The sequence below is a fragment of the Fusibacter tunisiensis genome (assembly GCF_016908355.1).
Classification (GTDB): domain Bacteria; phylum Bacillota; class Clostridia; order Peptostreptococcales; family Acidaminobacteraceae; genus Fusibacter_D; species Fusibacter_D tunisiensis.
Map to the genome: position 1 here is coordinate 25,790 of NZ_JAFBDT010000012.1, position 25,663 is coordinate 51,452.

The 25,663-nt window shown below is 38.6% G+C and carries 32 protein-coding genes; 10 read left to right on the plus strand and 22 right to left on the minus strand.

Annotated elements, in window-relative coordinates; translation table 11 throughout:
- Positions 1-92 precede the first annotated feature (92 nt).
- The gene (ung, locus tag JOC49_RS08120; protein WP_204664173.1) at positions 93-764 is read left to right on the plus strand and encodes a uracil-DNA glycosylase; all 672 of its coding nucleotides are present in this window, start codon (positions 93-95) and stop codon (positions 762-764) included.
- Here the strand turns inward: ung and JOC49_RS08125 are convergent.
- From JOC49_RS08125 to JOC49_RS08150, 6 genes are all read right to left on the minus strand, one after another.
- The gene (locus tag JOC49_RS08125; RefSeq protein ID WP_204664175.1) at positions 761-1,291 is read right to left on the minus strand and encodes a permease; all 531 of its coding nucleotides are present in this window, start codon (positions 1,289-1,291) and stop codon (positions 761-763) included. The genes ung and JOC49_RS08125 overlap by 4 nt on opposite strands.
- The gene (locus JOC49_RS08130) at positions 1,288-1,764 is read right to left on the minus strand and encodes a permease (protein WP_204664177.1); all 477 of its coding nucleotides are present in this window, start codon (positions 1,762-1,764) and stop codon (positions 1,288-1,290) included. The genes JOC49_RS08125 and JOC49_RS08130 overlap by 4 nt, the downstream gene beginning before the upstream one ends.
- Before the next feature lie 3 nt (positions 1,765-1,767).
- Complete coding sequence (locus JOC49_RS08135) at positions 1,768-2,721, minus strand: dTDP-glucose 4,6-dehydratase (protein ID WP_204664178.1); 954 nt, start codon at positions 2,719-2,721, stop codon at positions 1,768-1,770.
- An 8-nt stretch (positions 2,722-2,729) separates the two neighbouring features.
- Positions 2,730-3,812 (minus strand): aminotransferase class I/II-fold pyridoxal phosphate-dependent enzyme, encoded by a 1,083-nt coding sequence (locus tag JOC49_RS08140; protein ID WP_204664180.1) that lies wholly within the window; start codon positions 3,810-3,812, stop codon positions 2,730-2,732.
- A gap of 82 nt (positions 3,813-3,894) precedes the next feature.
- A complete protein-coding gene (locus JOC49_RS13270) occupies positions 3,895-5,667 on the minus strand; it encodes a rhodanese-like domain-containing protein (RefSeq protein ID WP_243423650.1) in 1,773 nt (590 codons plus the stop codon).
- 28 nt (positions 5,668-5,695) lie between these two features.
- Complete coding sequence (locus tag JOC49_RS08150; protein WP_204664182.1) at positions 5,696-6,610, minus strand: sulfurtransferase; 915 nt, start codon at positions 6,608-6,610, stop codon at positions 5,696-5,698.
- Positions 6,611-6,932: 322 nt separating this feature from the next.
- Here JOC49_RS08150 and JOC49_RS08155 point away from each other — a divergent pair, with 322 nt between their 5' ends.
- Positions 6,933-8,360, plus strand: coding sequence for an ArnT family glycosyltransferase (locus JOC49_RS08155; RefSeq protein WP_204664184.1), 1,428 nt, complete (start codon positions 6,933-6,935; stop codon positions 8,358-8,360).
- A gap of 1 nt (position 8,361) precedes the next feature.
- Here JOC49_RS08155 and JOC49_RS08160 read toward each other — a convergent pair whose 3' ends face one another.
- Positions 8,362-9,627, minus strand: coding sequence for an ATP-grasp domain-containing protein (locus JOC49_RS08160; protein ID WP_243423655.1), 1,266 nt, complete (start codon positions 9,625-9,627; stop codon positions 8,362-8,364).
- The gene (locus JOC49_RS08165) at positions 9,578-10,345 is read right to left on the minus strand and encodes a glycosyltransferase (protein ID WP_204664188.1); all 768 of its coding nucleotides are present in this window, start codon (positions 10,343-10,345) and stop codon (positions 9,578-9,580) included. Before JOC49_RS08165 ends, JOC49_RS08160 begins: the two co-directional genes overlap by 50 nt.
- Before the next feature lie 50 nt (positions 10,346-10,395).
- On the opposite strand from JOC49_RS08165, the gene JOC49_RS08170 reads away from it, so the two are divergent.
- Complete coding sequence (locus JOC49_RS08170; RefSeq protein ID WP_204664190.1) at positions 10,396-10,617, plus strand: sulfurtransferase TusA family protein; 222 nt, start codon at positions 10,396-10,398, stop codon at positions 10,615-10,617.
- On the opposite strand, the gene JOC49_RS08175 is transcribed toward JOC49_RS08170, so the two are convergent.
- On the minus strand, positions 10,614-11,513 hold the full coding sequence (locus tag JOC49_RS08175) for a LysR family transcriptional regulator (protein ID WP_204664192.1): 900 nt from the start codon (positions 11,511-11,513) through the stop codon (positions 10,614-10,616). The genes JOC49_RS08170 and JOC49_RS08175 overlap by 4 nt on opposite strands.
- A 171-nt stretch (positions 11,514-11,684) precedes the next feature.
- On the opposite strand from JOC49_RS08175, the gene JOC49_RS08180 reads away from it, so the two are divergent.
- From JOC49_RS08180 to JOC49_RS08195, 4 genes are all read left to right on the plus strand, one after another.
- A complete protein-coding gene (locus JOC49_RS08180; protein WP_204664194.1) occupies positions 11,685-12,368 on the plus strand; it encodes a YeeE/YedE thiosulfate transporter family protein in 684 nt (227 codons plus the stop codon).
- Positions 12,369-12,420: 52 nt separating this feature from the next.
- The gene (locus JOC49_RS08185) at positions 12,421-12,648 is read left to right on the plus strand and encodes a sulfurtransferase TusA family protein (protein WP_204664196.1); all 228 of its coding nucleotides are present in this window, start codon (positions 12,421-12,423) and stop codon (positions 12,646-12,648) included.
- Positions 12,649-12,680: 32 nt separating this feature from the next.
- Complete coding sequence (locus tag JOC49_RS08190; RefSeq protein ID WP_204664198.1) at positions 12,681-13,241, plus strand: YeeE/YedE thiosulfate transporter family protein; 561 nt, start codon at positions 12,681-12,683, stop codon at positions 13,239-13,241.
- Between the two features lie 67 nt (positions 13,242-13,308).
- A complete protein-coding gene (locus tag JOC49_RS08195) occupies positions 13,309-14,532 on the plus strand; it encodes an FAD-dependent oxidoreductase (RefSeq protein ID WP_204664211.1) in 1,224 nt (407 codons plus the stop codon).
- Between the two features lie 62 nt (positions 14,533-14,594).
- Here the strand turns inward: JOC49_RS08195 and JOC49_RS08200 are convergent, their stop codons facing one another.
- The 12 genes from JOC49_RS08200 to JOC49_RS08255 all read right to left on the minus strand — a co-directional run bounded on the left by JOC49_RS08200 (position 14,595) and on the right by JOC49_RS08255 (position 22,598).
- Positions 14,595-15,200, minus strand: coding sequence for an ABC transporter ATP-binding protein (locus tag JOC49_RS08200; protein ID WP_204664213.1), 606 nt, complete (start codon positions 15,198-15,200; stop codon positions 14,595-14,597).
- On the minus strand, positions 15,197-15,940 hold the full coding sequence (locus tag JOC49_RS08205; protein WP_204664215.1) for an ABC transporter permease: 744 nt from the start codon (positions 15,938-15,940) through the stop codon (positions 15,197-15,199). Before JOC49_RS08205 ends, JOC49_RS08200 begins: the two co-directional genes overlap by 4 nt.
- Complete coding sequence (locus tag JOC49_RS08210) at positions 15,933-16,904, minus strand: ABC transporter substrate-binding protein (protein WP_204664217.1); 972 nt, start codon at positions 16,902-16,904, stop codon at positions 15,933-15,935. The genes JOC49_RS08205 and JOC49_RS08210 overlap by 8 nt, the downstream gene beginning before the upstream one ends.
- Positions 16,905-16,913: 9 nt before the next feature.
- Positions 16,914-17,237: a thioredoxin family protein gene (locus JOC49_RS08215; RefSeq protein ID WP_204664219.1), complete on the minus strand. Its 324-nt coding sequence runs from the start codon at positions 17,235-17,237 to the stop codon at positions 16,914-16,916.
- Positions 17,238-17,254: 17 nt separating this feature from the next.
- Positions 17,255-18,400 (minus strand): PAS domain-containing protein, encoded by a 1,146-nt coding sequence (locus tag JOC49_RS08220; protein WP_204664221.1) that lies wholly within the window; start codon positions 18,398-18,400, stop codon positions 17,255-17,257.
- Positions 18,401-18,472: 72 nt separating this feature from the next.
- On the minus strand, positions 18,473-18,934 hold the full coding sequence (locus JOC49_RS08225) for a MarR family winged helix-turn-helix transcriptional regulator (RefSeq protein WP_204664223.1): 462 nt from the start codon (positions 18,932-18,934) through the stop codon (positions 18,473-18,475).
- A gap of 42 nt (positions 18,935-18,976) precedes the next feature.
- Complete coding sequence (locus tag JOC49_RS08230) at positions 18,977-19,342, minus strand: NifB/NifX family molybdenum-iron cluster-binding protein (RefSeq protein WP_204664225.1); 366 nt, start codon at positions 19,340-19,342, stop codon at positions 18,977-18,979.
- Positions 19,339-20,175, minus strand: coding sequence for an Mrp/NBP35 family ATP-binding protein (locus tag JOC49_RS08235; RefSeq protein WP_204664226.1), 837 nt, complete (start codon positions 20,173-20,175; stop codon positions 19,339-19,341). Before JOC49_RS08235 ends, JOC49_RS08230 begins: the two co-directional genes overlap by 4 nt.
- Positions 20,172-21,029 carry a 4Fe-4S binding protein gene (locus tag JOC49_RS08240; RefSeq protein WP_204664228.1) on the minus strand — a complete coding sequence of 286 codons (858 nt, stop codon included), beginning with the start codon at positions 21,027-21,029 and terminating at the stop codon, positions 20,172-20,174. Before JOC49_RS08240 ends, JOC49_RS08235 begins: the two co-directional genes overlap by 4 nt.
- Positions 21,026-21,856 (minus strand): nucleotide-binding protein, encoded by an 831-nt coding sequence (locus JOC49_RS08245; protein WP_204664229.1) that lies wholly within the window; start codon positions 21,854-21,856, stop codon positions 21,026-21,028. Before JOC49_RS08245 ends, JOC49_RS08240 begins: the two co-directional genes overlap by 4 nt.
- Positions 21,856-22,224: a NifB/NifX family molybdenum-iron cluster-binding protein gene (locus tag JOC49_RS08250; RefSeq protein WP_204664231.1), complete on the minus strand. Its 369-nt coding sequence runs from the start codon at positions 22,222-22,224 to the stop codon at positions 21,856-21,858. Before JOC49_RS08250 ends, JOC49_RS08245 begins: the two co-directional genes overlap by 1 nt.
- 8 nt (positions 22,225-22,232) lie before the next feature.
- Positions 22,233-22,598 (minus strand): DUF134 domain-containing protein, encoded by a 366-nt coding sequence (locus JOC49_RS08255; RefSeq protein WP_204664233.1) that lies wholly within the window; start codon positions 22,596-22,598, stop codon positions 22,233-22,235.
- 263 nt (positions 22,599-22,861) lie between these two features.
- Between JOC49_RS08255 and JOC49_RS08260 the strand changes: the two genes are divergently transcribed.
- From JOC49_RS08260 to JOC49_RS08270, 3 genes are read left to right on the plus strand one after another with little or no spacing between them, the layout of a single operon-like run.
- Positions 22,862-23,524, plus strand: a complete 663-nt coding sequence (locus JOC49_RS08260; RefSeq protein ID WP_204664235.1) for a cobalamin B12-binding domain-containing protein — start codon at positions 22,862-22,864, stop codon at positions 23,522-23,524.
- Positions 23,521-24,684, plus strand: a complete 1,164-nt coding sequence (locus JOC49_RS08265) for an ABC transporter permease (RefSeq protein ID WP_204664237.1) — start codon at positions 23,521-23,523, stop codon at positions 24,682-24,684. The genes JOC49_RS08260 and JOC49_RS08265 overlap by 4 nt, the downstream gene beginning before the upstream one ends.
- A complete protein-coding gene (locus JOC49_RS08270; protein ID WP_204664239.1) occupies positions 24,677-25,366 on the plus strand; it encodes an ABC transporter ATP-binding protein in 690 nt (229 codons plus the stop codon). The genes JOC49_RS08265 and JOC49_RS08270 overlap by 8 nt, the downstream gene beginning before the upstream one ends.
- 3 nt (positions 25,367-25,369) lie before the next feature.
- On the opposite strand, the gene JOC49_RS08275 is transcribed toward JOC49_RS08270, so the two are convergent.
- Positions 25,370-25,660, minus strand: a complete 291-nt coding sequence (locus JOC49_RS08275) for a flavodoxin domain-containing protein (protein WP_204664241.1) — start codon at positions 25,658-25,660, stop codon at positions 25,370-25,372.
- Positions 25,661-25,663 lie beyond the last annotated feature (3 nt).

Consider the following 25,663-nt stretch of genomic DNA (forward strand, 5'->3'; position numbering starts at 1 on the left):
AACTTCTGTCATTATAGCATAGGATTCCATCAAGATTGAATCCTTTATACAAATTATGTTAAACTAAATCATCAATACTTTGGAGGCAACTCATGACGCATAAAATTAATTCCGAATGGATGGCAGCCCTATCAAATGAATTCAACAAGTCTTATTTTAAAACCCTTATGGACTTTGTTGAGAATGCTTATAAAACAAAAGAAGTCTTCCCACCCAAAGATTCTGTTTTTAACGCCCTAAATAGGCCCTCTCTAAAAGAAATAAAAGTTGTCATTTTGGGACAAGATCCCTATCATAACACAAATCAAGCCCATGGATATGCCTTTTCTGTTCCAAAAAATGAAAAAATACCGCCTTCTTTAGCGAATATTTATAAAGAGCTTGAAGTCGATTTGGGCTGTCCAATCCCAACGCACGGCAACTTACTTAAATGGGTAGATCAAGGTGTCCTTCTCCTCAATACCGTTTTAACCGTGGAAGCCCATCAAGCGTATTCTCATAGAAAAAAAGGATGGGAGCAATTTACAGACGCCATCATACAAATTCTAAACAACCAATCTTCACCCATTGTATTTTTGCTTTGGGGAAAACCAGCACAAGAAAAATCTAAAATGCTTAACAACCCAAACCATCTTATATTAAAAGCACCCCATCCAAGCCCACTATCTGTTTATAGAGGCTTTTGGGGGTGCCGACACTTTAGTAAAACCAATGCTTTTTTAGAGTCAAAAGGCCTAGATCCAATTGATTGGTGTATCTGCTAAAAGGGTGCAGCTTCGTAAATTCGATTCACTTCATCCGGACTCAATCGCCGTGATATAATATGGGCAATTATGAGAATACCTGGAATGTTTATGAGCATTCTTGTAATGGCAAATACAGGGCCCAGCGCTGTTAATTCAAAGATAAACATAGGAATTTTCATAGTAGACCATGCCCCTATAAAAATCAATATGTTGCTGAATTTCACACCTTTTTTCATAAAGACAGCCGCTACCGGAAAAGCACCATATAAGGGACCCGCTGCTGCTGCCCCAACAACAAATGAAAGCACTATTCCCCGCACACCTGATTTATCGCCCATGAACCGGGTCATGGTTTCTTTGGGAATCCAGACATCCAGCAAACCCAAAAGAATAAAAACAGGTGGAATCACCAAAATCATTTCCTCAAATGAGAAAAGTGTCACATCTATGGCGCGTAACCCCATTTCATGATTGAAAAGATATAAGCCACCCAAAGCCAGAAGTGCAAGTCCAACAAACCGATATCTCATGAAAGCATTTTTCATTGCATCACCGCCCCAATTATTACTGCAACAACAAATGAAAACACAAGTGCCAATCCGTTGCGCGCCACTGTTACTTTTTTCCCAAAATACTTTACTTCAACCGGTATCGTTACAACGCCAACCATCATTAAAGATGATACAAACGCACCAATTTGCATATAACCAGCACCACTCTCCAGGAGCATTGAAGCAGTTGGAAAAGCAACAAATCCCGGAATCAAAGTTACAGCGCCAATCAATCCAGATAAAACAACTCCGCCAGCACCTGACTCAGGGCCAATCAATCCAGATATGGTTTCAGGATTTACAAGCGCCAGCATAACACCAACAAAAACAATCACCACTAAGAACTCAGGCAAAATATTTTCAAAAGCTTTCCACGCTTTTTTAAGCGCCTTATGGGTTTTCTTTCGATCTTTATAAAGTGACACTGCTAAAAGCAAACCCGTAATGCCATATAATATTGTATTCATTTCCTACCCCTTATCAAAGATTTTTCCGGACTTAACGTAGGCCTCTAAATTTGTAAACTCAAATGGCCCTATCACGTCCATAATTTTGGACGCATCCATGTTATAATACACATCATGCATTTTTCTGTCTGTAACATAAGTTACGAAAGAATCTGTCTTCCCAACCCATTTTTCATAGGCCAATTTTAATATGGAAACGGTTTCAATATTCCTTAAAGCAGATGGCCCTGCCACATTAAAAATCTCACCAACTTTATGCAAATCCATAAGTTTATATAAAATCTTACAGTAATCTTCAACAAATAACCAGCACCGCATTTGATCTCCTTTTCCATAAACCGGAATCGGAAGGTCATTTTCAAGGCAATGGATTACTTTAGGAATCAACTTTTCCGCATGCTGATTACACCCAAAATTATTGCTACTTCTTACAATGCTTGCTGGAAATCTCTTGCCTAACATCTTACCAATCACCAACTGATCTGCTGCTGCTTTAGATGTAGCGTATGGGTTGGCGGGCTTTAGAGACGCTTCTTCTGTTACGGGTTGTTTTCCAAATTCAATCCCCCCATAAACTTCATCCGTTGAAATATGCAAAAAAAATTTTCCTTCATATTGCGTAGTGGTTGTAGACCAATACGCATCTGCCGCCTCTAGCACTGTATGCGTTCCATTCACATTGGTATCTAAAAAAATAGAGTGATCAATCAAGCTTCTATCCACATGACTTTCAGCCGCAAAATGGACCACATGCGTAATTGCATAGCTTTTGAAAATTTCATCAAGTAAGTCACGGTTCCTGATATCCCCAACAATGAAGGTTCCATTAAAATTGCGCAAACGCTTTCGATCACCAGCATATGTCAGTGCGTCTAATACCACTACGTTATTTTCTTTTATTTGATTTACAAAATGGCTGCCTATAAACCCAGCACCACCTGTTACAAGTATATTCATAAAGAGCCTCATTTAAAAAAATGTTTGATTTTTTCAATCACATACGCCTGTTCCATTTCAGTCATTCCACTATATATAGGCAGTCTCAAAAGTTCAGACGCTGCTTTTTCAGTTTGACTTAATCGTCCCCTATTTTCACTTAACTTCTGGCCGATTTTTGTTAAATGAAGCGGTTCATAATGCGTATACGCTTGTATTCCAGCTTCTGATAAGTAATTTAAAAGCGCCTGCCTATAAGGGGTTAGCACATAAAAAATATGGGCATTAAACGTTGCATATTTGGGGATTTTCGCGAGTTTTAACACGCCTTGATCCTCAAGTGTTTTTAGACCATCATAATAATTCTGCCACACTTTTTGTCTTTCAAGGGTCACAGCCTCAATGAAATCGAGGGTCTCATACAATGCTTTTAAGGAATAGGGATTCATAGTATAAGCCCCCCCTAGTCTTTGCCATGTATATTCTGAAACGTCACCCCTATAAAAAGCCATTCGGTCCGTCCCTTGATGCAGGCATTCTTTAGCTGGCTCTTCCCAAAATTCGCGATTGATAAAAAGTGCGCCACCTTGTCCACATGAGATATTTTTTGTTGGATGAAAACTCAAACACCCCATATCGCCAATTGTGCCCAGTAGACGATTGCCATTTTTAGCCCCGATACAATGGGCCGCATCTTCTAAAATTGGAATATTATTGGCATGTCCAATTTTTGTGAGTTTATCCATATCCGCTGAAACACCACCATAGTGAATGGGAATAATGGCTTTTGTCCTGTCGGTCACAGCACCTTCTACAGAAACGGGATCAAGATTCATTGTGTCAGGGTCAATGTCTCCAAAAATAAGCTTTGCACCTGTTCGCGCAAAAGCATTTGCAGTTGCTGCATAAGTAAACGAGGGCAGGATCACTTCATCTCCTGCTTTTAAATCAAGGAGTAATCCCATCATTTCAAGTGCACCAGTTGCCGAAACCGTCATTAAGGTTTCCGTTTCATATCCATAAATTTTCATCTTTCCACTGACTTGTGATGGTAAAATAGCCGTATCGTCATGAATTTTTTTTACAAAGGGTTTGCTAAAAGGAATGTTCATCTATTCGCCTCGAATTCCGTCATTAAAAAAAGTGCCTCATCACAAATTATATCATGACTCGGCACTTAATCGTCTTTAAATATTATTGTACAACTGGAAATCCAGCATTTGCCCAACCTTGTGGTGCATTTGCTTCCATACCCATACCGCCATTAAGTGATACAGCTTCATAACCCATTAATCTTAGAGCTGCTGTAGCTTGTCCTGCAGTTTGACCGGTATAGCAATAAACCACAATGGTTTTATCCATTGGCAATTCTTTGAAAGCATCAATCATAGTTGTTCCAAATGGAATATTAATTGCGCCTTCAATATGACCTGCTGCATAATCATCTGCTTTTCTAATTGAAAGAATTTGAATGCTGTCATCACCTGCTTGAATTTTATCGTACAAGTCTTGTTCCGAAATTTTATAGTTTTTATATTCAGTATCCTTTAGTGCAACCATGCCCTCATAGTAGTCAGTGATTGCTGTTTGTATTGCACCTTGAATTTCTGTAACACTACCATCAAATGTGGCAGCATCTGTTGTTGTAACTGCGTCAACACCTTCAACTTTTGAAATACCAAAGTTCCAGCCTAAATTAACACTGTAAGCTTCAAATCCAGCTACATTATATGTGGTTACTGCTTGACCAGCTGTTTGACCTGTATAGCAATAAATATAAACTGGCTTGTCAGAAGGAACACTTGAAAGCGTTTCTGCAATTGCAGTTCCCCAAGGTACATTAATCGCACCCTGTACGTGGCCTTTTTCATAATCAGCCGCGCCCCTAATGTCGAGGATTGTCATTTCTTCGCCAGCTTTTACTTTTTCTACAAAATCAGCTTGACCAATTTTGTAGATATGTCCTGGCATATTTTCATACAGCATTTCAACTTTTGCCGATGCGCCACCAACAACAGGCATGCCTTGATTTAACCAACCTTGAGGTGCATTGACTTCTTTGCCCATACCACCATTAAGTGATACTGCATCATACCCCATTACTCTAAGTGCTGCTGTTACTTGTCCAGCCGTTTGACCGGTGTAGCAATATACAACTATGGTTTTATCCATTGGCAAGACGTTAAACCCATTTGCCATGCCTTTCGCATACGGTATATTTGAAGCGCCTTCGATATGGCCCGCTTCAAAGTCTTTGGCTTGTCTTACTGAAAGAATATAAATACTGTCATCTTTCGCATCAATTTTTGCTTTTAAATCAGCTTCAGAAATTTTATAGTTCTTATAAACAGAATCTGCCACTTCTGAAAGACCATTATAGTAGTCATTAAGTGCTGCTTGTACCGCTGGATCAATTTCAGTTGCATTACCAGCAAATGTTGAAGCTTCAGTTGTGGTAATGGCATCAACGCCATCAACTTTTGAAATTCCAAAATTCCACCCTAAAGAAATACTCCTTGCATCAAATCCAGCAAGATTAAGTGTCATCACAGCCTGACCTGCTGTTTGACCTGTATAACAATAAATAAATACTGGTTTATCCGTTGGTATAGATGAAAGTCCTTCTGCTATTGCTGGACCCCAAGGCAGGTTTACCGCACCTTCTACGTGCCCTTTTTCATAATCGCCTGCACCTCTGATATCCAATATGGTTATCTCATCGCCCGCTTTTACCATTTCAACAAAATCACTTGCACCAATCATATAGCTATGATCTGGCTTGTTATCGAAATAAGAAACTGCAAGCCCACCTACATCTGATAGCTCAACAGGAGCATTCGTTTCTTCTGGTGCCTGTGTCGATACACCACCAACATCCATAGAAGATGCAGGTTCATCTGTTTGTCCACATGCAGTAATGGACAATACCATTACCAATGTCATTAAAAGTGCCAACCACTTTTTCATAATTTCCTCCATTTGTTTCTGAATTCAATCAGGACCCATCAGACGCGCCTACAGGTGCATCATTAGAAGGTACTGTAATTACATCTGTTTTGGACTCCCATTCAAGCCAAGCCCCATCATATACTTTCAAATTTTCATAACCCGCTTCCTCAAGCAATGCTGCTGTTTGAGTTGCTCTAAATGAAGATTTGCAATAAATGATGATTAGGTCCTCTTTCTCAATGCCTTCCTCTTTATAGAAAAGGCCAAGATCTCTACTGGACATAAACGTGCCATCAGCGTACACATTTTTTGTATGCGGATACAAAATTGCACCTGGAATAAAACCAGCTTCGTATTCCGCAATTGATCTTACATCAAGGATAACAACATCCTCAGCTGGGTTTTCAGAATAACCTAAAACTTCTTCGTATGTAGCAATCATTTCAGTTTTAGGCGCCTTAGCTGTATAAGTTGTTTCAGGTCGATTGGCAGGTTCTGTGCTCAATTCAATATCAGCGTTTACAAGTGCTGATTCCCCACCATTGACAATCATAACATTTTCATGTCCATACACACGAAGTGTCCACCAAATTCGACCCGCACTTACACCACTGTTGTTATCATAGATGTAGATTGTGTCCGAATCAGATATCCCCTTTGCGCTTAAAACGGTTTCAATTTGTTCTTTAGATGCGAGTGTCATTGGAACAGGTCCATCTGCCACCAATTCAGTTGGTGACAACATTACAGCCCCTTTGGCATGACCTTTGTCATACGCTTCCTGACCTCTAGCGTCTACCAATACTACACTTGAATTTGTCATGTATTCTTCGACGACTTTAGAAGCTTCAACGACATTCATCGTTCCAGGATAAGTTGTATCCACAGCACATGATGTGAGTGCCGCCACCAAAATCAATGACAAAACAAGCAACTTGACTGTGTTCAATCTTTTTGTCATGTAAACCTCCATCAACTAATTTGTGAGATTGTTCAATTGGAGTATATTGTTAATCTTGTGACAAAAAGTGTGATAAATTATTCACACTATAAGGTTATTATACAGTACTGTTAATTTTTTGGTTATCACGTTTACTTATATAGCATTCTTAAATTAAATGATACAAGTTTAACAATTATAATGCTTGTCTCCACACCATTCTCTTGATAAACTGACAAAAACACCCTATGAGGAGCTCATAAAGATGAAGAGAAAACACTTTAGTACCGTTATAATTTTGATATTCTTATGCCTTTACTTGATTCTTAACTGCCTCACCCTTATGCATTTTCCCAATGTCCACTCAGATGAACTTTGGCTCATGGGGCTCACAGAAAAAATGATTGATGACAAAACTGTGTTTACAACAGAAGCCTTTTTTGATCTCTACCCACGTGTTGAACACCCGTTTCGGTGGTTTTACCACGGCATATATGCCATTTTCATGTTCTTATTTGGCCCAACAGTCTTTACAGGTCGTTTTGTTTCCCTTGTTGGCGCACTATTTTCTCTCTACATTTTTTTTAAGTGGCTAAATGAAAAATGGGGCAATTGGATCCCCGCTATTTTTGCAACTTTAATACTCTCATTAAACAGTCAACTTATCTCAAGTGCACATACTGGTCGCCAAGAGACCTGGATTCTATTTGTTCTAATTCTCCTAGTCTATTGGGTTGATCTGCTTAAATTTACGCCAATAGTGTATGCCCTGATTACAGGTCTAGCCATTGGTATACATCCCAATAGCTTTATAATTGGCGTGGTTGGCGCAGGTCTTTTAACCGCGCAGATTATAAAAAAAGATCGCCCTATTAAAGATTTGTTCAAGTATGTGATTTACACAAGTCTTCTGGCGGCATTGTATCTTTTTATAGGTTGGCTAAATGACCCAGAATTTTTATCTAAATATATGCAATTTGGCGCATCTCTAGGCATTGACTCAGAGCCTATTTCAAGAGTTGAGGGCTTTTACTGGTTTTTCTACAAGCTGTTCAATCAAATTGGGGGTACCTATGACCTTTATAACATTAAGAGTGACCTATTTTTAGTTGGCACCTCCATTCTTATAGGCATCGCTTATTACAAAAACAAAACTGCCTTCAATATGCTTGCAGTAACTTCAGGGATTTTGCTTGCCCTATTTCTAATTGGACGCTATAATCAAACTTCCATACTATTCTTAATGCCATGGTATGTGATAATTTTCTGTGAAATTCTACAAAAAAACAGGCTGAAGACACTTGTTCTCTATTCAGTCCTGTCCGTTTATTTACTCTATTCAAATGTTATAACCTATTATGAAAACATGCCTTATTACAAATCCTACGCCACTATGCGCCATGAAATTGATGCCTATATTCCGGAAGATGCTGTTGTTTTAGGCAATCTGAATTTGCTCGAAGTGAAAGGAAAGGCTTTCTATGATTATAGAAACCTCGGTTTTCTAAACACCTCTTTTGAAGCGTATGTCCAGTCCCATAACATCGATACCATCCTGTATCATGAAGAAATGGATTACCTGGAAAATACCAGCCCAAAATGGGACTTTCTATATGTCGATTTGTGGTATTTGCCAGAAATGCGTGTTTTTCTTGAAACAAAATGCGACCTTATTGCAACGATAGAAAACCCAGCATATGCCATGCGAATTACCAAATACACGGGCACGTACCCTTGGACGACTAAAATCTACAGGGTTAAGAAACCATAAACTAATACAAACGCTTTCGGTTCCTTTTCTGAGACAAAACAAGTGTGTCACCCTTTGGGTCTAAAATTTTCATTTGATTATAGAAAACACTTAAATTTTTACGTAACGTCTCTTCATCAGGGGCTGTAATAATTGCATAGCCGGCTCGTTGAGAGGCGTTAACCGTTTTCGGAATTATATCGCCAACCTTATAATTATAGCCAGCATCCAAAATAAAAGGAAGCGCCTTAAGGGTTTCTAAAGCTGTCATTGAAGCAATACTGCCAGGTCTACAGAAAAAAAGCTGTGTTGTGTAGACACTGGTCCGCTCAAAGGTTTTCAGTATTTGGTACTGACGTTCAAATTCTTTTATATACAACACTCTATCCGTAACGCCCAGGATATTAAGCTTTAGCAAATCCATTCCTGTGGCAAACGGAAGTGACAAATCTTCATAAGCGCCTCCCAGTCTACAGGCGATTTCGTTGACGTAGATTCCATCATTGCCAATCAAAAATTGAAAATAAAGTGGCCCTTCATAAATGTCAAAACCACTACAGATTTTCTCAGTTAAATCAACAATGATAGCTTCAAAACCCTCTAAATATTTTGAAGGATATTCATGCGCCGTACAAACACCAACACGCTCATGCAAGGGAAAGGTAACACGATCGGTTACGGTTACAACAGACACTTGGCCTTCATGCACCCATCCTGTAACTGTGATTTCCTCATTGTTATAAACCTGTTCAACCAAGATTTCATCTTCCCTTGAAAACCCTAAAACATAATCTATTTGCCTTTGTATGTCACGCTTGTCTTCAGCAATTACAATTCCACGCTGGCCCTGTGAATCCATGGGTTTTAGAACATAAGGTCCATCAAAGTTAACACAAGACTCTATGTCAGATTGCTTAGAAACAAATGCAAAAGGTGAAGTCGGAAGACCTAAGTCTCGAAATTTAAGCTTCATCGCTTTTTTATGTGTTACTGCATACGCCGTTTCAACAGACAAAAAAGAAGGCAGCCCCAGTTTGGCTGCAACTTTTCCAATCGTAAGTACAGGTTGGTCTGTTCCCATTGTCATAATCGCTTGTATTCCAAATTCAAGACAGGCGCTTTCAATAGCCTCTGGTGAAAAGGCATCTGCCAAAACACCATGGTCTGCAACCGTTTTTCCAATGGATTGATCCGTGTAATCTGCTGCATAGACCTCATGACCCATCGCCTTAAGACGCTTAATACCACTGATTTGGCAACTGCCCGCACCAACCATCAATACTCGCATCACTTCTATTATCCTTTCTATTAAACCTAAGCGGTAACCGCCCATAGTAATACACCAATTTTAGTGCAATCCCAGCACATTTTATAAAAGTATAGCCCGATTTCCCGTAGACTCTTTTTCGGCGTTTAACCTGAACATTGCCTATCGTTTTTGCATAAGGTATCAGTTCAGCACTTAGATAGACAAACTTGCCTGGCACTGCCGGTAGTGCCTTGTAGACAGATTTCGAAATCAAGCGCATGGCACTTACCCGGTTGCCTTTTAGTTTTGGGAAACGCCACTTAAAAAAAGCACCTATAAATTTCGAGCCCATCAGCCGCAGATCAAATGTGCCATATGTCTCATAAATTCCAAAGATTAAATCTCTTCCACCTTGAGCCATTTCAAGCAATTGGTTCAAATCGTAAATATCATGTTGTAAATCGTCATCCATGGTCAAAACATACCGACCCGAACAGCAGCCCAGCCCCTTATATAGTGCCATCTGCTGACCATAATTTCGATTTAGTTTAAGCCCTTTAAGTCGAAGATTGTCTTTACATAACTGCTCAAGTTTTTCCCAACTGTCATCAAAACTTCCATCATCAACACAGATAACCTCATAAGACATCTTAGTGCCAGCCATATATCGGTCAATCTCATTTATAAGATGTTTTATTGTTTGCCCAGAATTGTATATCGGGATTAAAATAGAGATGTCTAAATCAGTATTTGACATATTGTTTACTCCTAACGCTTTATGCTATACTCAAACCGGAGGTCATGCATATGAAAAAATTAGATTGTTTTGGCGATATTTGTCCAATACCACTTTTAAAAATGAATCACGAAATAGAAACGCTAAAGCCCGGTGAATCCTTTCAAATGGTTGTGGATCACAGCTGTGTTATTGAATCTATTCGAGAGTCTCTTGCTAAATCTAACATAGAATTTAAAATTGACGAAGTCTTAAATGGCGTTTGGGAAATCACCTTAAAAAAAACCATTTAGCAAAAATCTTTTTCCCCGTTGTCCACAAAATAATGAAACACATCTGTTGTCGGTTTGTCGCGTTCATTTCTATTGCGCGTCACAAGGTAAATGTCATAATCCAGATTAATGTGTTCAATTTCAATCATCTTAAACCGTTTTTCATAAAGTTCTTTTTTAACAGACATATACGGCAAGAAACAGATTCCTAAATTATTGCTTACCGACGACTTTGCAGCCGGTATGGAATCTACCTTAAACATGATTGGCAAATCGTCCATTTTCATGTTTATTTTTTTGAGTTCATGTTTTAAAAAATTTGAGATGGTTAAAGAATTGTCATCTAGAAGCACCATTTCGTGTCTTGCTAAATCTTTCACATCTAAAACATCTGGAATTCGAGCACTGTAATTGGCCACAAGCACAATACGCTCTTTTCCGATCTTTTCATAATCCAAACGGTTGTCACAAGGCTCTTCTGTAACGAAACACATGTCAGTCAGCTCATTAATCAAGTCCGTAATTGAATCCGCATTCCCTTTTGCATGCATTTCGAAAGTATATTTTGGAAACTTCTTTTTAATCTTGTAAAGAACACAAGGCAGAGAATAATCCACAAGAGATAAATAGCCATTAATCCGAATATGTTCTGTGCTATGTGTCAGTGATTCAAGCTCTTCCTGCATCTTCTTATAAATCCGAAGCATTGTACCTGAATACGTAAACAGAATCCTTCCAGCTTCTGTTGGGTCAACGCCTTTGTTACTCCTTTCAAGCAATTGATGTCCAATTTCATCTTCGAGTTTCTGAATGTTTTGGCTAAGTGCAGATTGAGATATATGCTTATTCATTGCAACTTTAGAAATACTTTTTGCTTCAACAACTTCTCTAAAATACTCAAGTGCGGTTAAATTCATAAGACACCTCTTCCTTTAAATCTATCATGCCCGACTTTTCTTTTATCTTGCTATCGGTTTTTCTTATACTACTTCAGAATTAAAATGCGTTAAAACACTTGATAAAATGTTATCATAATCTTGTGAGATTGTTAAGAGTATAGCAAACTTTTTATGTAGGAGTGTGAAAACATGGCTGAACAAACAAGAACAGCATCATCAAGACGCTCTTCAACAAGACGCAAGCCAAAGAAAAATCAAATTCCATTTGGTTTGCTGACGGTAGCGGCAATTGTTCTAATCGGATTATGGTTAAATACGCGGTCCACTACGATAGCATTCTTCTGGATGACTGGTAATATCTTCGGATATATCCTTCAAAAAGGAAGAGTCTGCTTCACAGCGTCCATGCGTGATCCATACTTAACGGGTGGAACAACTTTAACAAGAGCGATCATAATAGCCCTTGCAGTAACCACAATTGGTTTTACAGCAATCAAATATGGCTATTCTGTAGCAGGCCTTCCAATTCCAGGAATGGGATTTGTACAGCCTGTAAGTATTGCCACAGTTCTCGGTGGTATCATCTTTGGCACTGGTATGGTTATTGCTGGTGGATGTGCATCTGGAACCTTGATGCGTGTTGGTGAAGGTTTTATCATGAACACCATTGCATTGGTCTTTTTCGTTGTCGGTTCCCTTTGGGGCGCACATGATTTTGGCTGGTGGTCTGAAAAATTCATTTCAAATGGCCCAAGAATATTTTTACCAGATATATTCGGGTGGTTTGGTGCAGTAGCTCTACAATTATTGGTTTTATTTGCACTGTATGTCTTTGCTGAAAGATATGAAATTAAACGCGGTGCATCACATTAAATATTTAATTAAATCTATTTTATCATTATTTTAAACTTAGGAGGATAAGAAAATGAAAGAAGTTATGTTGGATTGTTATGGCGAAGCGTGTCCAGTACCTTTAGTAAAGGCTCAAAACAAAATTAAGGAACTTGAAGTTGGCGATGTTTTAATCGTGCAAATCGACCACAGTTGTGCAATGAAAAACGTTCCTGAGTGGGCTAGAAAAGAAGGCTACAATGTTGAAGTTGAAGAAATTGATGACGGTGAATGGGAAGTAATCATCGAGAAAAGCAAGTAATAAAATCAGCACCATATTTGGAGGTGTCGTAATTGGCAGAAAACAAAAAGAAATTTTTTGATAAGGTTAAAACCAACGAATACTACGTTCGATGGGGTAAGAATCCTTACACCTATGTAACTGCTGCGATATTGCTCTCCTTGTTCCAAATTGTAACCTTCAGTGTCACTCGAAATCCTTGGGGTGTTTCCAATGCATTTGCTTATTGGGGCGCGTGGGTATTTGAGGCACTTGGTGGAAGCGTGGACAAGTGGTACTTTTTCGCAAGTTCCGGTGCTCAATCCATTTTAGAAGAAGGATTTTTAAACCATGCAGCTACATGGCGAAACATTGGCGTTATAACAGGGGCACTTGCGGCAACTTTATTGGCGTCAGGATTCAAAATTAAAAAGATCAAATCTCCAAAACAAATTGTTGCTGCTGTAATTGGCGGTTTAATGATGGGTTATGGCGCTCGACTTGCACTCGGTTGTAATATTGGCGCTTTCTATAGCGGGATTTCATCTCTTGCACTTTCTGGATGGGTATTTGCAATTGGATTATTTATTGGGGCAATATTCGGCAGCAAATTGCTCGTTAAGTACTTTATGTAAAATTCAAGAGCGACTGACAAGGAGTTGCCTTGTCAGTCGTTTTATTCTTATTGGAGGTTAATGTATAATGGCTAGAGAGAAAAAAGTAGAACACTATGATGTCGTCATAATCGGTGGCGGCCCAGCAGGACTAAGTGCTGCTATTTACACAGGACGTGCACGTTTAAAAACACTATTACTCGAGAAATCACTCATTGGTGGACTTGCAACTTATACAAATGAAATTGCAAACTACCCTGGCTTCCCAACCGCACCTAAGGGAGAAGCAATTACAAACCTGATGAAAGACCAAGCAAAAAGCATGGGCGTTGACTTCAAACTTACTGCAGTGTCTACTGTTGATTTAACTGGTGAAGAAAAAATCGTTGAAACGTTTAGAAATAAATATATTGCTAAATCTGTTATTATTGCAACTGGTGGTCGTCCAAGAACTACAGGTGCAGAAAATGAAGAAAAATATCTTTTTGACAAGGGAATTAGTTTCTGTGCAACATGTGATGCTGCTGCAAACACTGATAAAACAGTTGTTGTAATTGGATCAGGGGATGCTGCAATTGAAGAAGGTATGTTCTTAACACGTTTTGCTAAAAAAGTTATCGTTTCTGTTATGCACGATGAAGGCATTATGGATTGTAATGAAATTGCAAAAGAAGCTGCACTTGCAAATGACAAAATGGAATTTGTATGGAACACTGTTGTTTCAAGATTTGAAGGCGAAGAACACCTGGATACAGTAGTTCTTAAGAACATTAAATCTGGTGAAGAAATCCCAGTAAAATGTGATAACTGTTTTGAATTTATTGGATACCTCCCAAATACAGAATTATTTGAAGGTCAGCTTGACTTAACACGTCAAAAATACATTCCAGTAAACGACAAGAAAGAAACTAAATTAGAAGGTGTTTTTGCAATTGGTGATGTTACTGAAAAATGGCTCAAGCAAATTGCAACGGCAGTTGGCGATGGCGCAATTGCAGGAACAGCAGCTGAAAAATATATTGCTGAAAAAGAAATCTTTGAAAATAAAATTATGCAAAGTGAGAAACCAGGCTTGGTTTACGTATACAATGCAATTGACGCACCATCAAGAGAATTCCTCGGAACAATTGAAAAAATTGAAAAGGAACAAGCGGGTGCTATCTGTGTCAATCGAATTGATACTTACAAGTCAAACGGACTTGCTGTTATGTTGAAATTAGACCAAGTCCCAGCAATTGTCATCACAAGAGAGGGTAAAATCACTGAAAAAATTTACACCCTTGATGAAGCAGCAATCAAAAAAGCACTTTAATAATACCTTATAAAACAAAACCTCGAGAAGTAGAGTTATAAATCTACCCCTCGAGGTTTTTCTTATGCCAGTTTTATGATTCGATTTCCAATACGCTCTGCTTCATTTAAATCATGCGTTACAAACACTACGGAAAGTTTGAATTTTTTCTGAATTGACATCAGCAAGTCCTGTAATTTCACCCGCATCTCTAAATCTAAACTCCCAAAAGGTTCATCCATCAATAAAACCTTTGATCGACAGGCCAAGGCTCTGGCTATGCCAACTCTTTGTTTCATACCGCCGGAAAGTTCCCTTGGGTATTTGTGGGCATGCTTTAATAAATCAACACGATCAAGCAGCGCATCTATTTCATCATTTAACATATGGTCAGTCACTAAAATAACATTCTGACGAACTGTTTTCCACGGCAATAAAGTGTCCATTTCTTGGAAGACAAAGGGGAAGGGTACTTTAACATTCTCATATAAAACCGGGTCACAATAAATTTCCCCAGACTCAAAGGGGGTTATACCGGCAATGCAATTCAAAAGGGTACTTTTCCCAACACCTGAAGGTCCCATAATACATAAAATTTCGTCTTCGAACACGTCAAGACTCAAATTATGTATAACAGGTATCTCTTCAAATGATTTGGTTAACCCTCTAATCTTAAGTATTGGCTTCATGACACCCTCCCAAGTTTCAGCTTTGTAAAAACAAGGGCTTCAAAAAACACCCCACAAAGACCGATTGCGATTAACCCTGCATATAAACCCTCTGTATCCATATACATTCTCCGCTCATATATCAACCAGCCAAGTCCTGTTTGATTGCCTACCATTCCAAAAATCATTTCAACACTGATTAAGGCGCGCCACCCACGACTCCATGAAACACTAAGGGCTGATTTTAAATCCAGTAATGACCCTTGAACATAAATGTGAAAAAATCGCTTAAACTTAGACAAGTGAAACACCGTTTCTAGTCGATTGTACTGTTTATGCAGTCGATCAACTGCCAAAGCCAATTGTCGCCACATAGGCCATAAGGTTGCATGAACTAAAATAAACAGCATAGCCTCGACGTTTATCCCAAACCATAAAATGACAAGTGGCAAAATCGCAATCCCCGGGAGGGGTGAAACGATTGAATGAAGTAACTCTATGTTGGTACCAACCCACTTGTATTTACGCCCCAAAATAATTAAAACAACAGTTATAATGACACTTAAACCCATAGCCAGTAAAACCATGAATATACTGTATAAGGTTGTTTGAATCAGCTTCTCATAAAAAAGCATCTCTCCAAATCTTTTCACAACATCAGAAAAAGGTGGCAAAATTCCAGCATGTATCAAGCCACTTTGACCCATAATTTCCCATGCAGTTAAAATGAACAGTATGAAAAAAATTCTAGCTTTATTCATTGTCAGAACCCCAGTATAGATCTGAATTTAAAATAGAATCAGACAAGATTTCTTCTTCAACCATAAAAGACACAAACGCATCAAGACCTCTAACGTCTGTTTCATAAATCATTTGTGGGTGGTCCATATAAGCTTTTAAATCTGCTTCACTATAGTCATATGACTCTGATAGTACTTCCAACGCGTCTTCTGGGTATGTTCCAATGAATTCTATTGACTTTTCAAGCGCATTTTTAAAAGCAGTATAAATCTTAGGATTGTCATAAATACGTTCAGGACAAATCCCGACTATAAACGTAAAAGGGCCTCCAAAGCACGTTTCACCATCCAACAAAACAGTGGCATTCTCCAGTTTCATTTCCTGTTGCATAAAAGGTGGCGTTGTGAAATGAAGGGTGTTAGAAGCACCTGTACGCATAGCCGTGTAACCATCAGGATGTGACATGGCCACCAATTGATGGTCATATTTTTTAGAATCCCCATACATGCGTTTTGCATACATAGAAAGCAAAATATGTTGAATAGATCCCGGTTGAGGGACTATAATCCGAGTTGAATCGTCTATGGCTTCTAAAGAATCAACCGCCTTACTACTGGCTATTAAAGCTGAAGGTGTTTGAGAAATCCCGGAAATAATGCGCCAATCCATGCCATTATCTACACCAATTAAAAACGGCGGAATGCCTACAAAACCAATATCTAAATCTTCCGAAAGCATTGCTTCCCTAATAGCTGTTGTATTTCCAAGTCGCTTCCACTCTATGGTCACAGTGCTAAGTCCAGCACCATCTAACGCTTCTCTTAAAAAACCCTGATTCTTCATAATCTCTATAGGCGCATACGCCAGTCCAAATTGATCTGCAATAATCAAAGTCTCTTTTTCAGTATCATTTGAGCACCCAAGAAGCAACAGTACAACCACAATCATAATTAAAGCAAAACTCAATCTATTATTAGTCTTCATAGTCACCTACTAAAAAATCATCTGATAATATCGATTTACAGTACTTTCCAAATCGTCCAAGGAAAAAACACGCTCAAAGCGTTTGGTTTCTCTACCCTGTGCAAAAACAACAAGTGTTGGATAAACGAAAATCAAATGCTTGCCAACCAGTTCTTTCATAACTTCCACATCAGCGGTCATAAAATGAGCTTTGGGATATCGCTTTGACATATCCTCTAAATCTGGGTAAATGGACAAGCATACATTACACCCCAAATCGCTAAACAGCATCACAACCAAATCATCATTTTCGATGCTTTCAGTCACTTTTATCAAATCATTTAAGTGTTCCATATCAAATTCACTCCATCTTATTTATTTGCCGACCATTCCAATAACCTTCTTTGGCCTGTCAACGCCTTGATTTCTGTAATGTCTTGACTAACTTCAAGCGTTCCTTTATAGGTCCCTTTTGAATCTCTAATTGCAAAATACCGAATATGCAAGTGTTTGCCTTTAACCTCTATCCAAAATTCAGCTTTATCTTGACTGCCTGACCTAAACGCTTCCAATATTTCTGTCACAACATGAACACTTTGTGGTGGGTGACAGTAGGCCACATCACGTCCGATAACAGCAGAAGAACGCGGGAAAATTCTGTCCTCAGGTTTAGAAAAGAACTTAACTTTATTATCCGCATCAACAAACGTTAAATCCACTGGGAGCGCGTCAAAGATCATTAATATTTCTTCCATCTCCAATTGACCATTTTCTTCATCAAAAGTCACCTTTGGTTTTATTGGTTCTTCAATCCATGCAAATCCATAATCAAAGCTCTGCTGGTGCATTTTAGGCCATACTTTTTCATCAATTTCCTGCAAAACAGTTGGAAAAAGAATTAGCCGTTCTTTTTTTTCAAGCCCGACTAAAGCAAAAATTAATTTCGCCACACTGTCATTGACAGCATGTAGAGATGTCGTTGGTTCAATCATGGTACTTTCGGCTGTTTTTAGCAGATTTCGAATGTCATTATGTAAAGCCCACATAATGGTTACCCCTGTGTATTCAGGCGCAATACGTTCCAAAAACGGAAATAATATATTCTCTTTTTTTTGAAAATGAACTTCAATTGGTTTTAGCGCTTTAATGACTTCCAAACAAGCGGCTTTTTTTGAATCTAAAGCCTCTTTGGAAAGTGCCGTCTTTAGGGCCTCTACCAATTTAAGCAGTTCACTATTTTCAGATTCTAAAAATTTAAGAAACAAAAAATCATCGGGAATATCAACTTTTTTTGAAGAAAATGATTTGAAAAAAACATTTATCACTTTGTCTAAATAAATCAACACGTCTTGTGCTTCATGCGTTTCGCTCAACTGATTATGAAAAATCTCAAAAGCTTCATTTGGTTCCACCGAATCAATATCCGAACGGTACAAATCATAAAGTGTCTTGCCATCCTCACCACGAGCCAAGCGACTGACGTATTCAATTAAATTGCCAATCCGTTTTTCTTTCATAAGCTCCTCCTAAATATGATTATCAATTTTATCATATCACAAATCTACAAAGGCCACCAAAAAAACTACCGCCTATTTCGCAGTAGTTTTTGTTAAACCATTCAGTTTTTTCAAAAGGTCTCGTAGCTTCTCTTTCTCTGCCTCTTCCAGATTGGAAAAAAATGTTTCAATAAAGGCCAAATGCTGGTCAAAAATATCTGCTATCAATCGACGCCCCGACTCAGTTAGCACAATCTTAAAAGCCCTCTTGTCCTCTTTGTCCAACAACCGGTCAATCCAACCAGCCTTTTCAAGATTCTTTATGACAACAGTCATATTGCCACTTGTGGATAAAGTTTTCGATATAAGCTCAGATATTCGCATGGGCCCTAAATGATACAAGGCCTCAAGCACGCCAAATTGTGGGGCTGTCATCTTATAAGCATTCAAAAAAACCTGAAGCTGTCTGGAAAATTCCAAATGCGTTCTCGATAATGCAATTACCAATTTCAAGTTTTGGGTATCTTTTTCATCATAATCATATTTAGTCTTCATAAATCCATCTTACAATTAAATGCAATTAGAATCAAGCGAATTCTAGGAGTGAGCCCCACAAGATGCATCATGATAATCATGGCTGTGACATACAGAACCTGTGGATTCTAACTCGCCTTTTAAATACAGTTCTACCATATCTTTCGCTTTTCCTTGAATGCCAATAACCACTTCGATATTTTTCTCGTTAAAAATATCGATGGCACCGCCACCCATACCGCCTGAAATAATCACATTTACACCCAAATCATGTAAAAAATTCGGGAGAAATCCAGGACGATGGCCAGGATTTTCAACACATTCTTCTTTGATTATTTTCCCATTTTCTTCTGTATAAACATTAAAACATTCACAGTGTCCAAAATGACCTGCTACTTGATCAATCATACTTGCTACTGCTATTTTCATAAACCTACCTCCTCAAGCATTTCTGCAGTTTCATCCAACCATTCTCCATCAAAAAGTTCTATTGCACCACGGTCACACGCTGTCGCCAAACGTGGGTCAATTGGCAATTTCCCAAGCACCTTCACATTGTGGTCTTTTGCTACTTTTTCAATATGACTTTCTCCAAAAATTGCATGTGATTTACCACATGAATCACATTTAAAATAGGACATATTTTCTATAAGACCCAAAACCGGAACATTCATCATTTCAGCCATTTTTACAGCTTTAGATACAATCATAGAAACCAGTTCTTGAGGTGAAGTCACAACAACAATTCCATCTACTTTTAAAGATTGGAAAACAGTCAACGAAACATCGCCTGTTCCAGGTGGCATATCAATAAACATATAATCCACATCGCCCCATATTACATCTGTCCAAAACTGCTTAACAGCACCGGCAATCATTGGTCCTCTCCAAACAACTGGATCTGTATCGTTTGCCAACAGCAAATTGATTGACATAATTTTCGTCCCCATTTTGCTTTTCACTGGAAAAATTCCCAGTTCATTGGCGTCTGCTTTTGTTGTTATGCCAAATGATTTTGGGATTGAAGGGCCTGTCACATCTGCATCAAGAATCGCAGTTTCATAGCCTTTTCGCGCCATAGACACTGCCAATAAAGAAGTCACGAGAGATTTTCCAACACCACCTTTCCCGCTGACAACACCAATCACCTTTTTAATTTTGCTGAGTTCATGCGGATGTTCCGTAAAATCATGTTTGGGTTCTTGACGTTCTTCACACTCTACTGAACATGTACTGCAACTCATATTACAACTTTCACTCATTTAATTACGCTCCTCACTTCATGATATATTTTTTCAATTGCTTCTCCAGATGGACACCTTTCAGAAACAACTGACTTTCCATGATTAATTAATCGAATTGCATTGACATCATATGGGATTTCACCTACAAAAGGCAATCCTACATTTTCACAATACTTTTTAATGTGTGCTGAGTTGTCCAAATTTATATCCGCTTTATTAATACAAACAGCGGTCTTAACGCCCATTCTCACAGCAGTCTTAACAATTCGATCCATGTCGCTTATACCGGATACAGTTGGTTCTGCAACGACCAATATCAAATCAACACCACTAATTGATGAAATAACTGGACATCCAATTCCCGGCGACCCATCAATTACTGCAAATTCTACAGTTTCCTTATAGGGCTTTAGTTGATTTTTTACTTCTGTAACCAAAAGTCCAGAATTTCCCTCACCCATTTTAAGTTTGGCTGTGGAAAAAACAGCTTCATTCTGATAAACTTCCACATAGCCGGCCACATTATCCACCATTTTTATGGCGTCAACAGGGCAAACATATTCACAGACGCTACACCCTTCGCAACTATTTGTGTCTACTTTAGCTTTATCTGTCATATCAATGGCATCGAACCTACAATGTGATGCACACAGACCACATCCAATACATAATTCAGGGTCCACTAAAGCTTTCTGCATTCCTTTATAATCATATGATATCGTCTTATTGTGGTGTTCCGCCACCAAGTGTAAATTTGGCGCGTCTACATCGCAATCTGCATATGCTTTTGCATTTGATAAGTCAATAAATGCACTGGCAACAGTTGTTTTGCCGGTACCACCTTTACCGCTGAGTACCAATAACTGTTTCATGAACGTCCTCCAATCTCAATCTTTTGATACAGCTGCTCAAACAAAGTTTTATAATGCACATCTTCTCGAACAGCAATCAACCCCTCTGAATTGAGTCTTCCCAATTTTTCATCATAGGGAATTTCCATTAAAATTGGTATATTTTCTTCAGTACAGTATTCCTTTGATGGGTTGTCTTGATCCGTCGTCTTATTGAGAACAACACCAAAAGGTTTACCATATCCTTTTAAAAGTTCATGAACCATGGCTAAATTATGTTTGCCAAATTCAGTTGGTTCTGCTACGAGCACGCAGTAGTCCACGTTTTTAATCGTTTCCATAACTGTGCAGGCACTCCCTGGAGGACCATCTATCACAACAGGATCTTGAATGTCCTCAAGTAGCGCTTTAATAATAGGCACACCTGTGGACTCGCCTAAATTCATTTTACCAAGTTTTAAAGAAACGGATTGCGAATTCCCTGTCACGATCTCTCCTATAGGCTTTTCCTTTTCATTAAGCGCATTTTCTGGGCACACCAAAAGACAACCGCCACACGAATGACAGATGTCTTCAAATACCATGAGCCTATTATGGATGTAGGCCAGTGCATTGAATTTACAAAATTCAACACATTTTCGACATCCCGTACACTTTAAATCGTCTACATAAGGAATCTTAACCGTCACATTGCGAGACTGCGTTTCTGTAGGTTTAAAAAACAAATACCCATTTGGTGCTTCCACATCGGCATCGATATACGTACACTTTTCAGCAGCTGCTGCCAAGTTGACGGCTACAAGAGTTTTCCCTGTTCCACCTTTTCCACTTAACACTGCTACCTTCATTAGTTGCCACCATGATGATGAAACCCTTCATGAATTTCACCCAAGGTCTTTAGTTTTCCTGCTTCAAAGGCTTCTATATTGTTTTTGATTCCAGTGCCCTCTGTTTTAAAAAGTTGAATACCTGCAGGCACCAAAACATCTGCTGAGTTTTTTCCCATACGTGGTGTTAAAACTGTCGTTACTTTATAGTCAATCACAATTTGGGCTGCTTTTACCCCAGCACCGCCTGGTGAAGTAGAAGCTGAATTCTCATGAAATTCCGCTTCTTTTGTCTCGGTATCATAAACCATAAAAAATGGTGCTCTTGCGAATGAAGGACACACGTTACCTTCATAATGTTTGTCTTCTACTGGTATTGCAATTTTCATAATGCCTCCTATTCGACATCTCCTCTTCGTTGATGCCGTCTTCTTCTGCACCTACCACATCCAGTATTACAGGTATCAGGATCACAGAGTTCATAATTGCCACCTTCGATTTTAAGAACCCGACCATGTACCAATGCATCTGCAACTTTTTTTCTTGCATCCACATAAATTCTTTGAACAGTTGTGCGCGCAACATTCATTCTTGTGGCACATTCTTCCTGCATCAAACCTTCATGGTCCATTAATCTTATGGTTTCAAATTCTTCAATGGACATCACGATGGCATCCTCCATGTGGACTGGACGATTCAATGCTCCAAATAAATTTACATCTGGCAGTTCACATACCCTTCTGTGTTTTACCGGTCTTGGCATTTCACACCTCTTTCTTAATGGACATATGCCTTCCACCTTTATTATACGCTCTAAAAGACATATGTCAATAACGTTATTTGATAATGATTTCACAACTGTAACCTAGGTTACTCTTTTTCTCTCTTTTATTTTATACTAAATAAAAAAATTTAAAAGATATAGTCTTTTCTAAAAAAAGATTTTGCACAATTTGTTTGACGTCTATTCAAAAGGGTATTTCTATACTGTTATTTTAATATAATACTATAGGTTAGGTGATGACAATGACTAAAGAAATAATGAAGCTCAGCCAAAGTTTTACTGAGGCGCTGAGAAGTTTGGACAAAAAAAAGGCAGTTCAGCTTACAACAGATGCACTGGACGCCAAAACCATCAACATTGTGGATTTATACACTTATGTTCTTGCGCCAGGATTAAGTGGCATTGCAAGCAATGATACCGAGCAAAAAATTTCAATCTGGGAAGAACACGTTCAAAGCAGTATTGTTCGTACTGTTTTAGAAATCGCTTTCCCATATGTTTTAAAGGAGGCAAAAGCCTCTTCTATCAAGCCACTAAACGCAATTGTTTTTTGTTTAGAAGAAGAATACCATGAAATGGGCGCACGTATGACAACAGATTTTTTGACACTTTTAGGAATGAAAGCCACTTTTATTGGTGCCAACACACCTAAAGATGAAATCCTAGACGCAATGAAAACACTGACACCAGATTTAGTATGTGTCAGTGTAACAAACTATTTTCATCTCACAAGGCTAAAAGACTTGATTGAGCAGATTCATGCCAATTTCAAAGATGAAACCTATAAAATTGTTGTTGGTGGATACGCTGTTGAACACACACCACATGCAAAAGAAATCCTAGGTGCAGACTATTATGCCGCATCTTTTGAGGACCTAAATTCTATAAAGGAGGCACTTCTATGAGATTGGCTTTTAAAATTGCACTACGCTTCCTAACTTCAAGCAAAGGACAAACAGCACTTATTGCAATAGGTATAGCGGTTGGAATTTCTGTGCAAATTTTCATTGGTTCCTTAATTGAAGGATTACAAGTTAGCCTTTTGGATGCAACGATTGGAAGTGCATCACAAATAACAGTAAATCCAGAAGAAAAAAACACGCCTATCGATGATTTGCAAGATATTGAAAATTGGCTCACAGAAACTTATGATGAAATAACTGCCATAACACCTACATTGACTCAGGGTGGATTCCTAAAAATTGGAGACAACACAGAACAAGTTGTTTTTAGAGGTTTTGATTTAAACAAGGCCAATGAAATCTATAAGTTCGATGCTGCAATTACCGAAGGGACCTATACACTAAAGGAAAATGAAGTTATTCTAGGTGTTGATTTGGCAAAAAACAACAATTTGAAAATAGGGGAAACCTATGACATAATCACACCTGAAGGTACGATTTCGGCCCTTAAGATAGTGGGATTTTTCGATCTTAAGGTTGCCTCTATCAACCAATCTTGGATTATTGGTTCCATTGATTTAGCCAGAGACATATTCGATTTCAGTTCTTCTCAAGGCACTGCAATTGAGTTGCAAATATCAGAACCTTTTGATGCAGATCTTTTAACTGAAGAAATGACACTTACGTCTACACAAAAAGATGTAAAATTTGACAACTGGAAAGTTCAAAACGAACAACTCCTAAGTGGTTTGAACGGGCAGAGCACATCAAGTCTCATGATTCAAGTTTTTGTTGTCATATCTGTTGTCCTAGGCATTGCAAGCGTCCTTGCCATAACAGTGCTTCAAAAATCAAGGCAACTTGGAATTCTTAAAGCAATGGGACTCAATGATAGAACATCCAGCTTTGTTTTTCTCTTTCAAGGTATAATTCTCGGCATACTAGGTGGCATACTTGGTATAATTTTTGGTTTAGGCCTCCTTTGGAGTTTCACAAAATTTGCCCTAAACCCCGATGGAACACCTGTGGTTCCAATCTTTGTAAATTATGGATTCATCGGTTTGTCAGGACTAATTGCTGTTGCAGCATCAACTTTAGCTTCCATCATTCCAGCACAAAAATCTAAAAAACTTTCTCCAATTGAGGTGATTAAAAATGGATAGTGTAATTAATTTAAGCGGGGTTAATAAAATATATGGAACTTCCGTTAAAACGCAAGTTCTTTTCGATGTGGATTTGGCCATAAGTCAAGGCTCTTTCAATGGGATTATTGGCGAGTCTGGAAGTGGAAAAAGTACCCTCCTCAACATTGTCGGCACACTCGATAAACCAACTTCGGGTGAAGTGTACATTAATGGAAATCGCACCGATCAGATGAATAAAAATCAGCTTGCCATGTTAAGAAATGAAACCATAGGCTTCATTTTTCAATTTCATTATTTACTTCCAGAATTTACTGCTTTTGAAAATGTCTTAATGCCTTATTATATTAAAAACAAGAAAATAGACACTAAACTAGAGGCTCGCGCACATGAACTTATGGAACTCGTTGGCCTATCAAAAGTTAAAAACAATCTGGCTGGTAATATGTCCGGCGGACAACAGCAAAGAACTGCCATCGCTCGATCTTTAATCAACAACCCAAAAATTATTTTGGCGGATGAGCCCACAGGTAACCTCGACTCAGGCACGACAGAAGTTGTCTATGACCTATTAAGGGATATCAACAGGGACTTAAACACAACATTTGTCATCATCACGCATGATCGCCGGATTGCTGAAAAAACGGATCGTATCATAGAAATCAAAGATGGCAGAATCTTTACCGATTTGTCTCGGACTTAACGTTTATAGTTTTTGTGCGAGCTCGACGCCGTATTTTCTACAGTTTTCAAGCGCATCTGCATCAGGTTGCCACAAAACGCCTAAACCCTCTTCTAAGACATCAAAGCCACACGCTTTCAAGGCTTCTGTCATAAGTTTAGGAGATTCTCCGCTCCAACCATAGCTGCCGAAACCGGCGGCTTTTTTGTTTTTGAATTTCAAGCCCTTCATTATTTCAAGCGTTGATGCCATGCCAGATAAGATTCCTTTATTGATTGTAGAAGACCATTTGACTCTGTCATTAATTTTAAACATTTT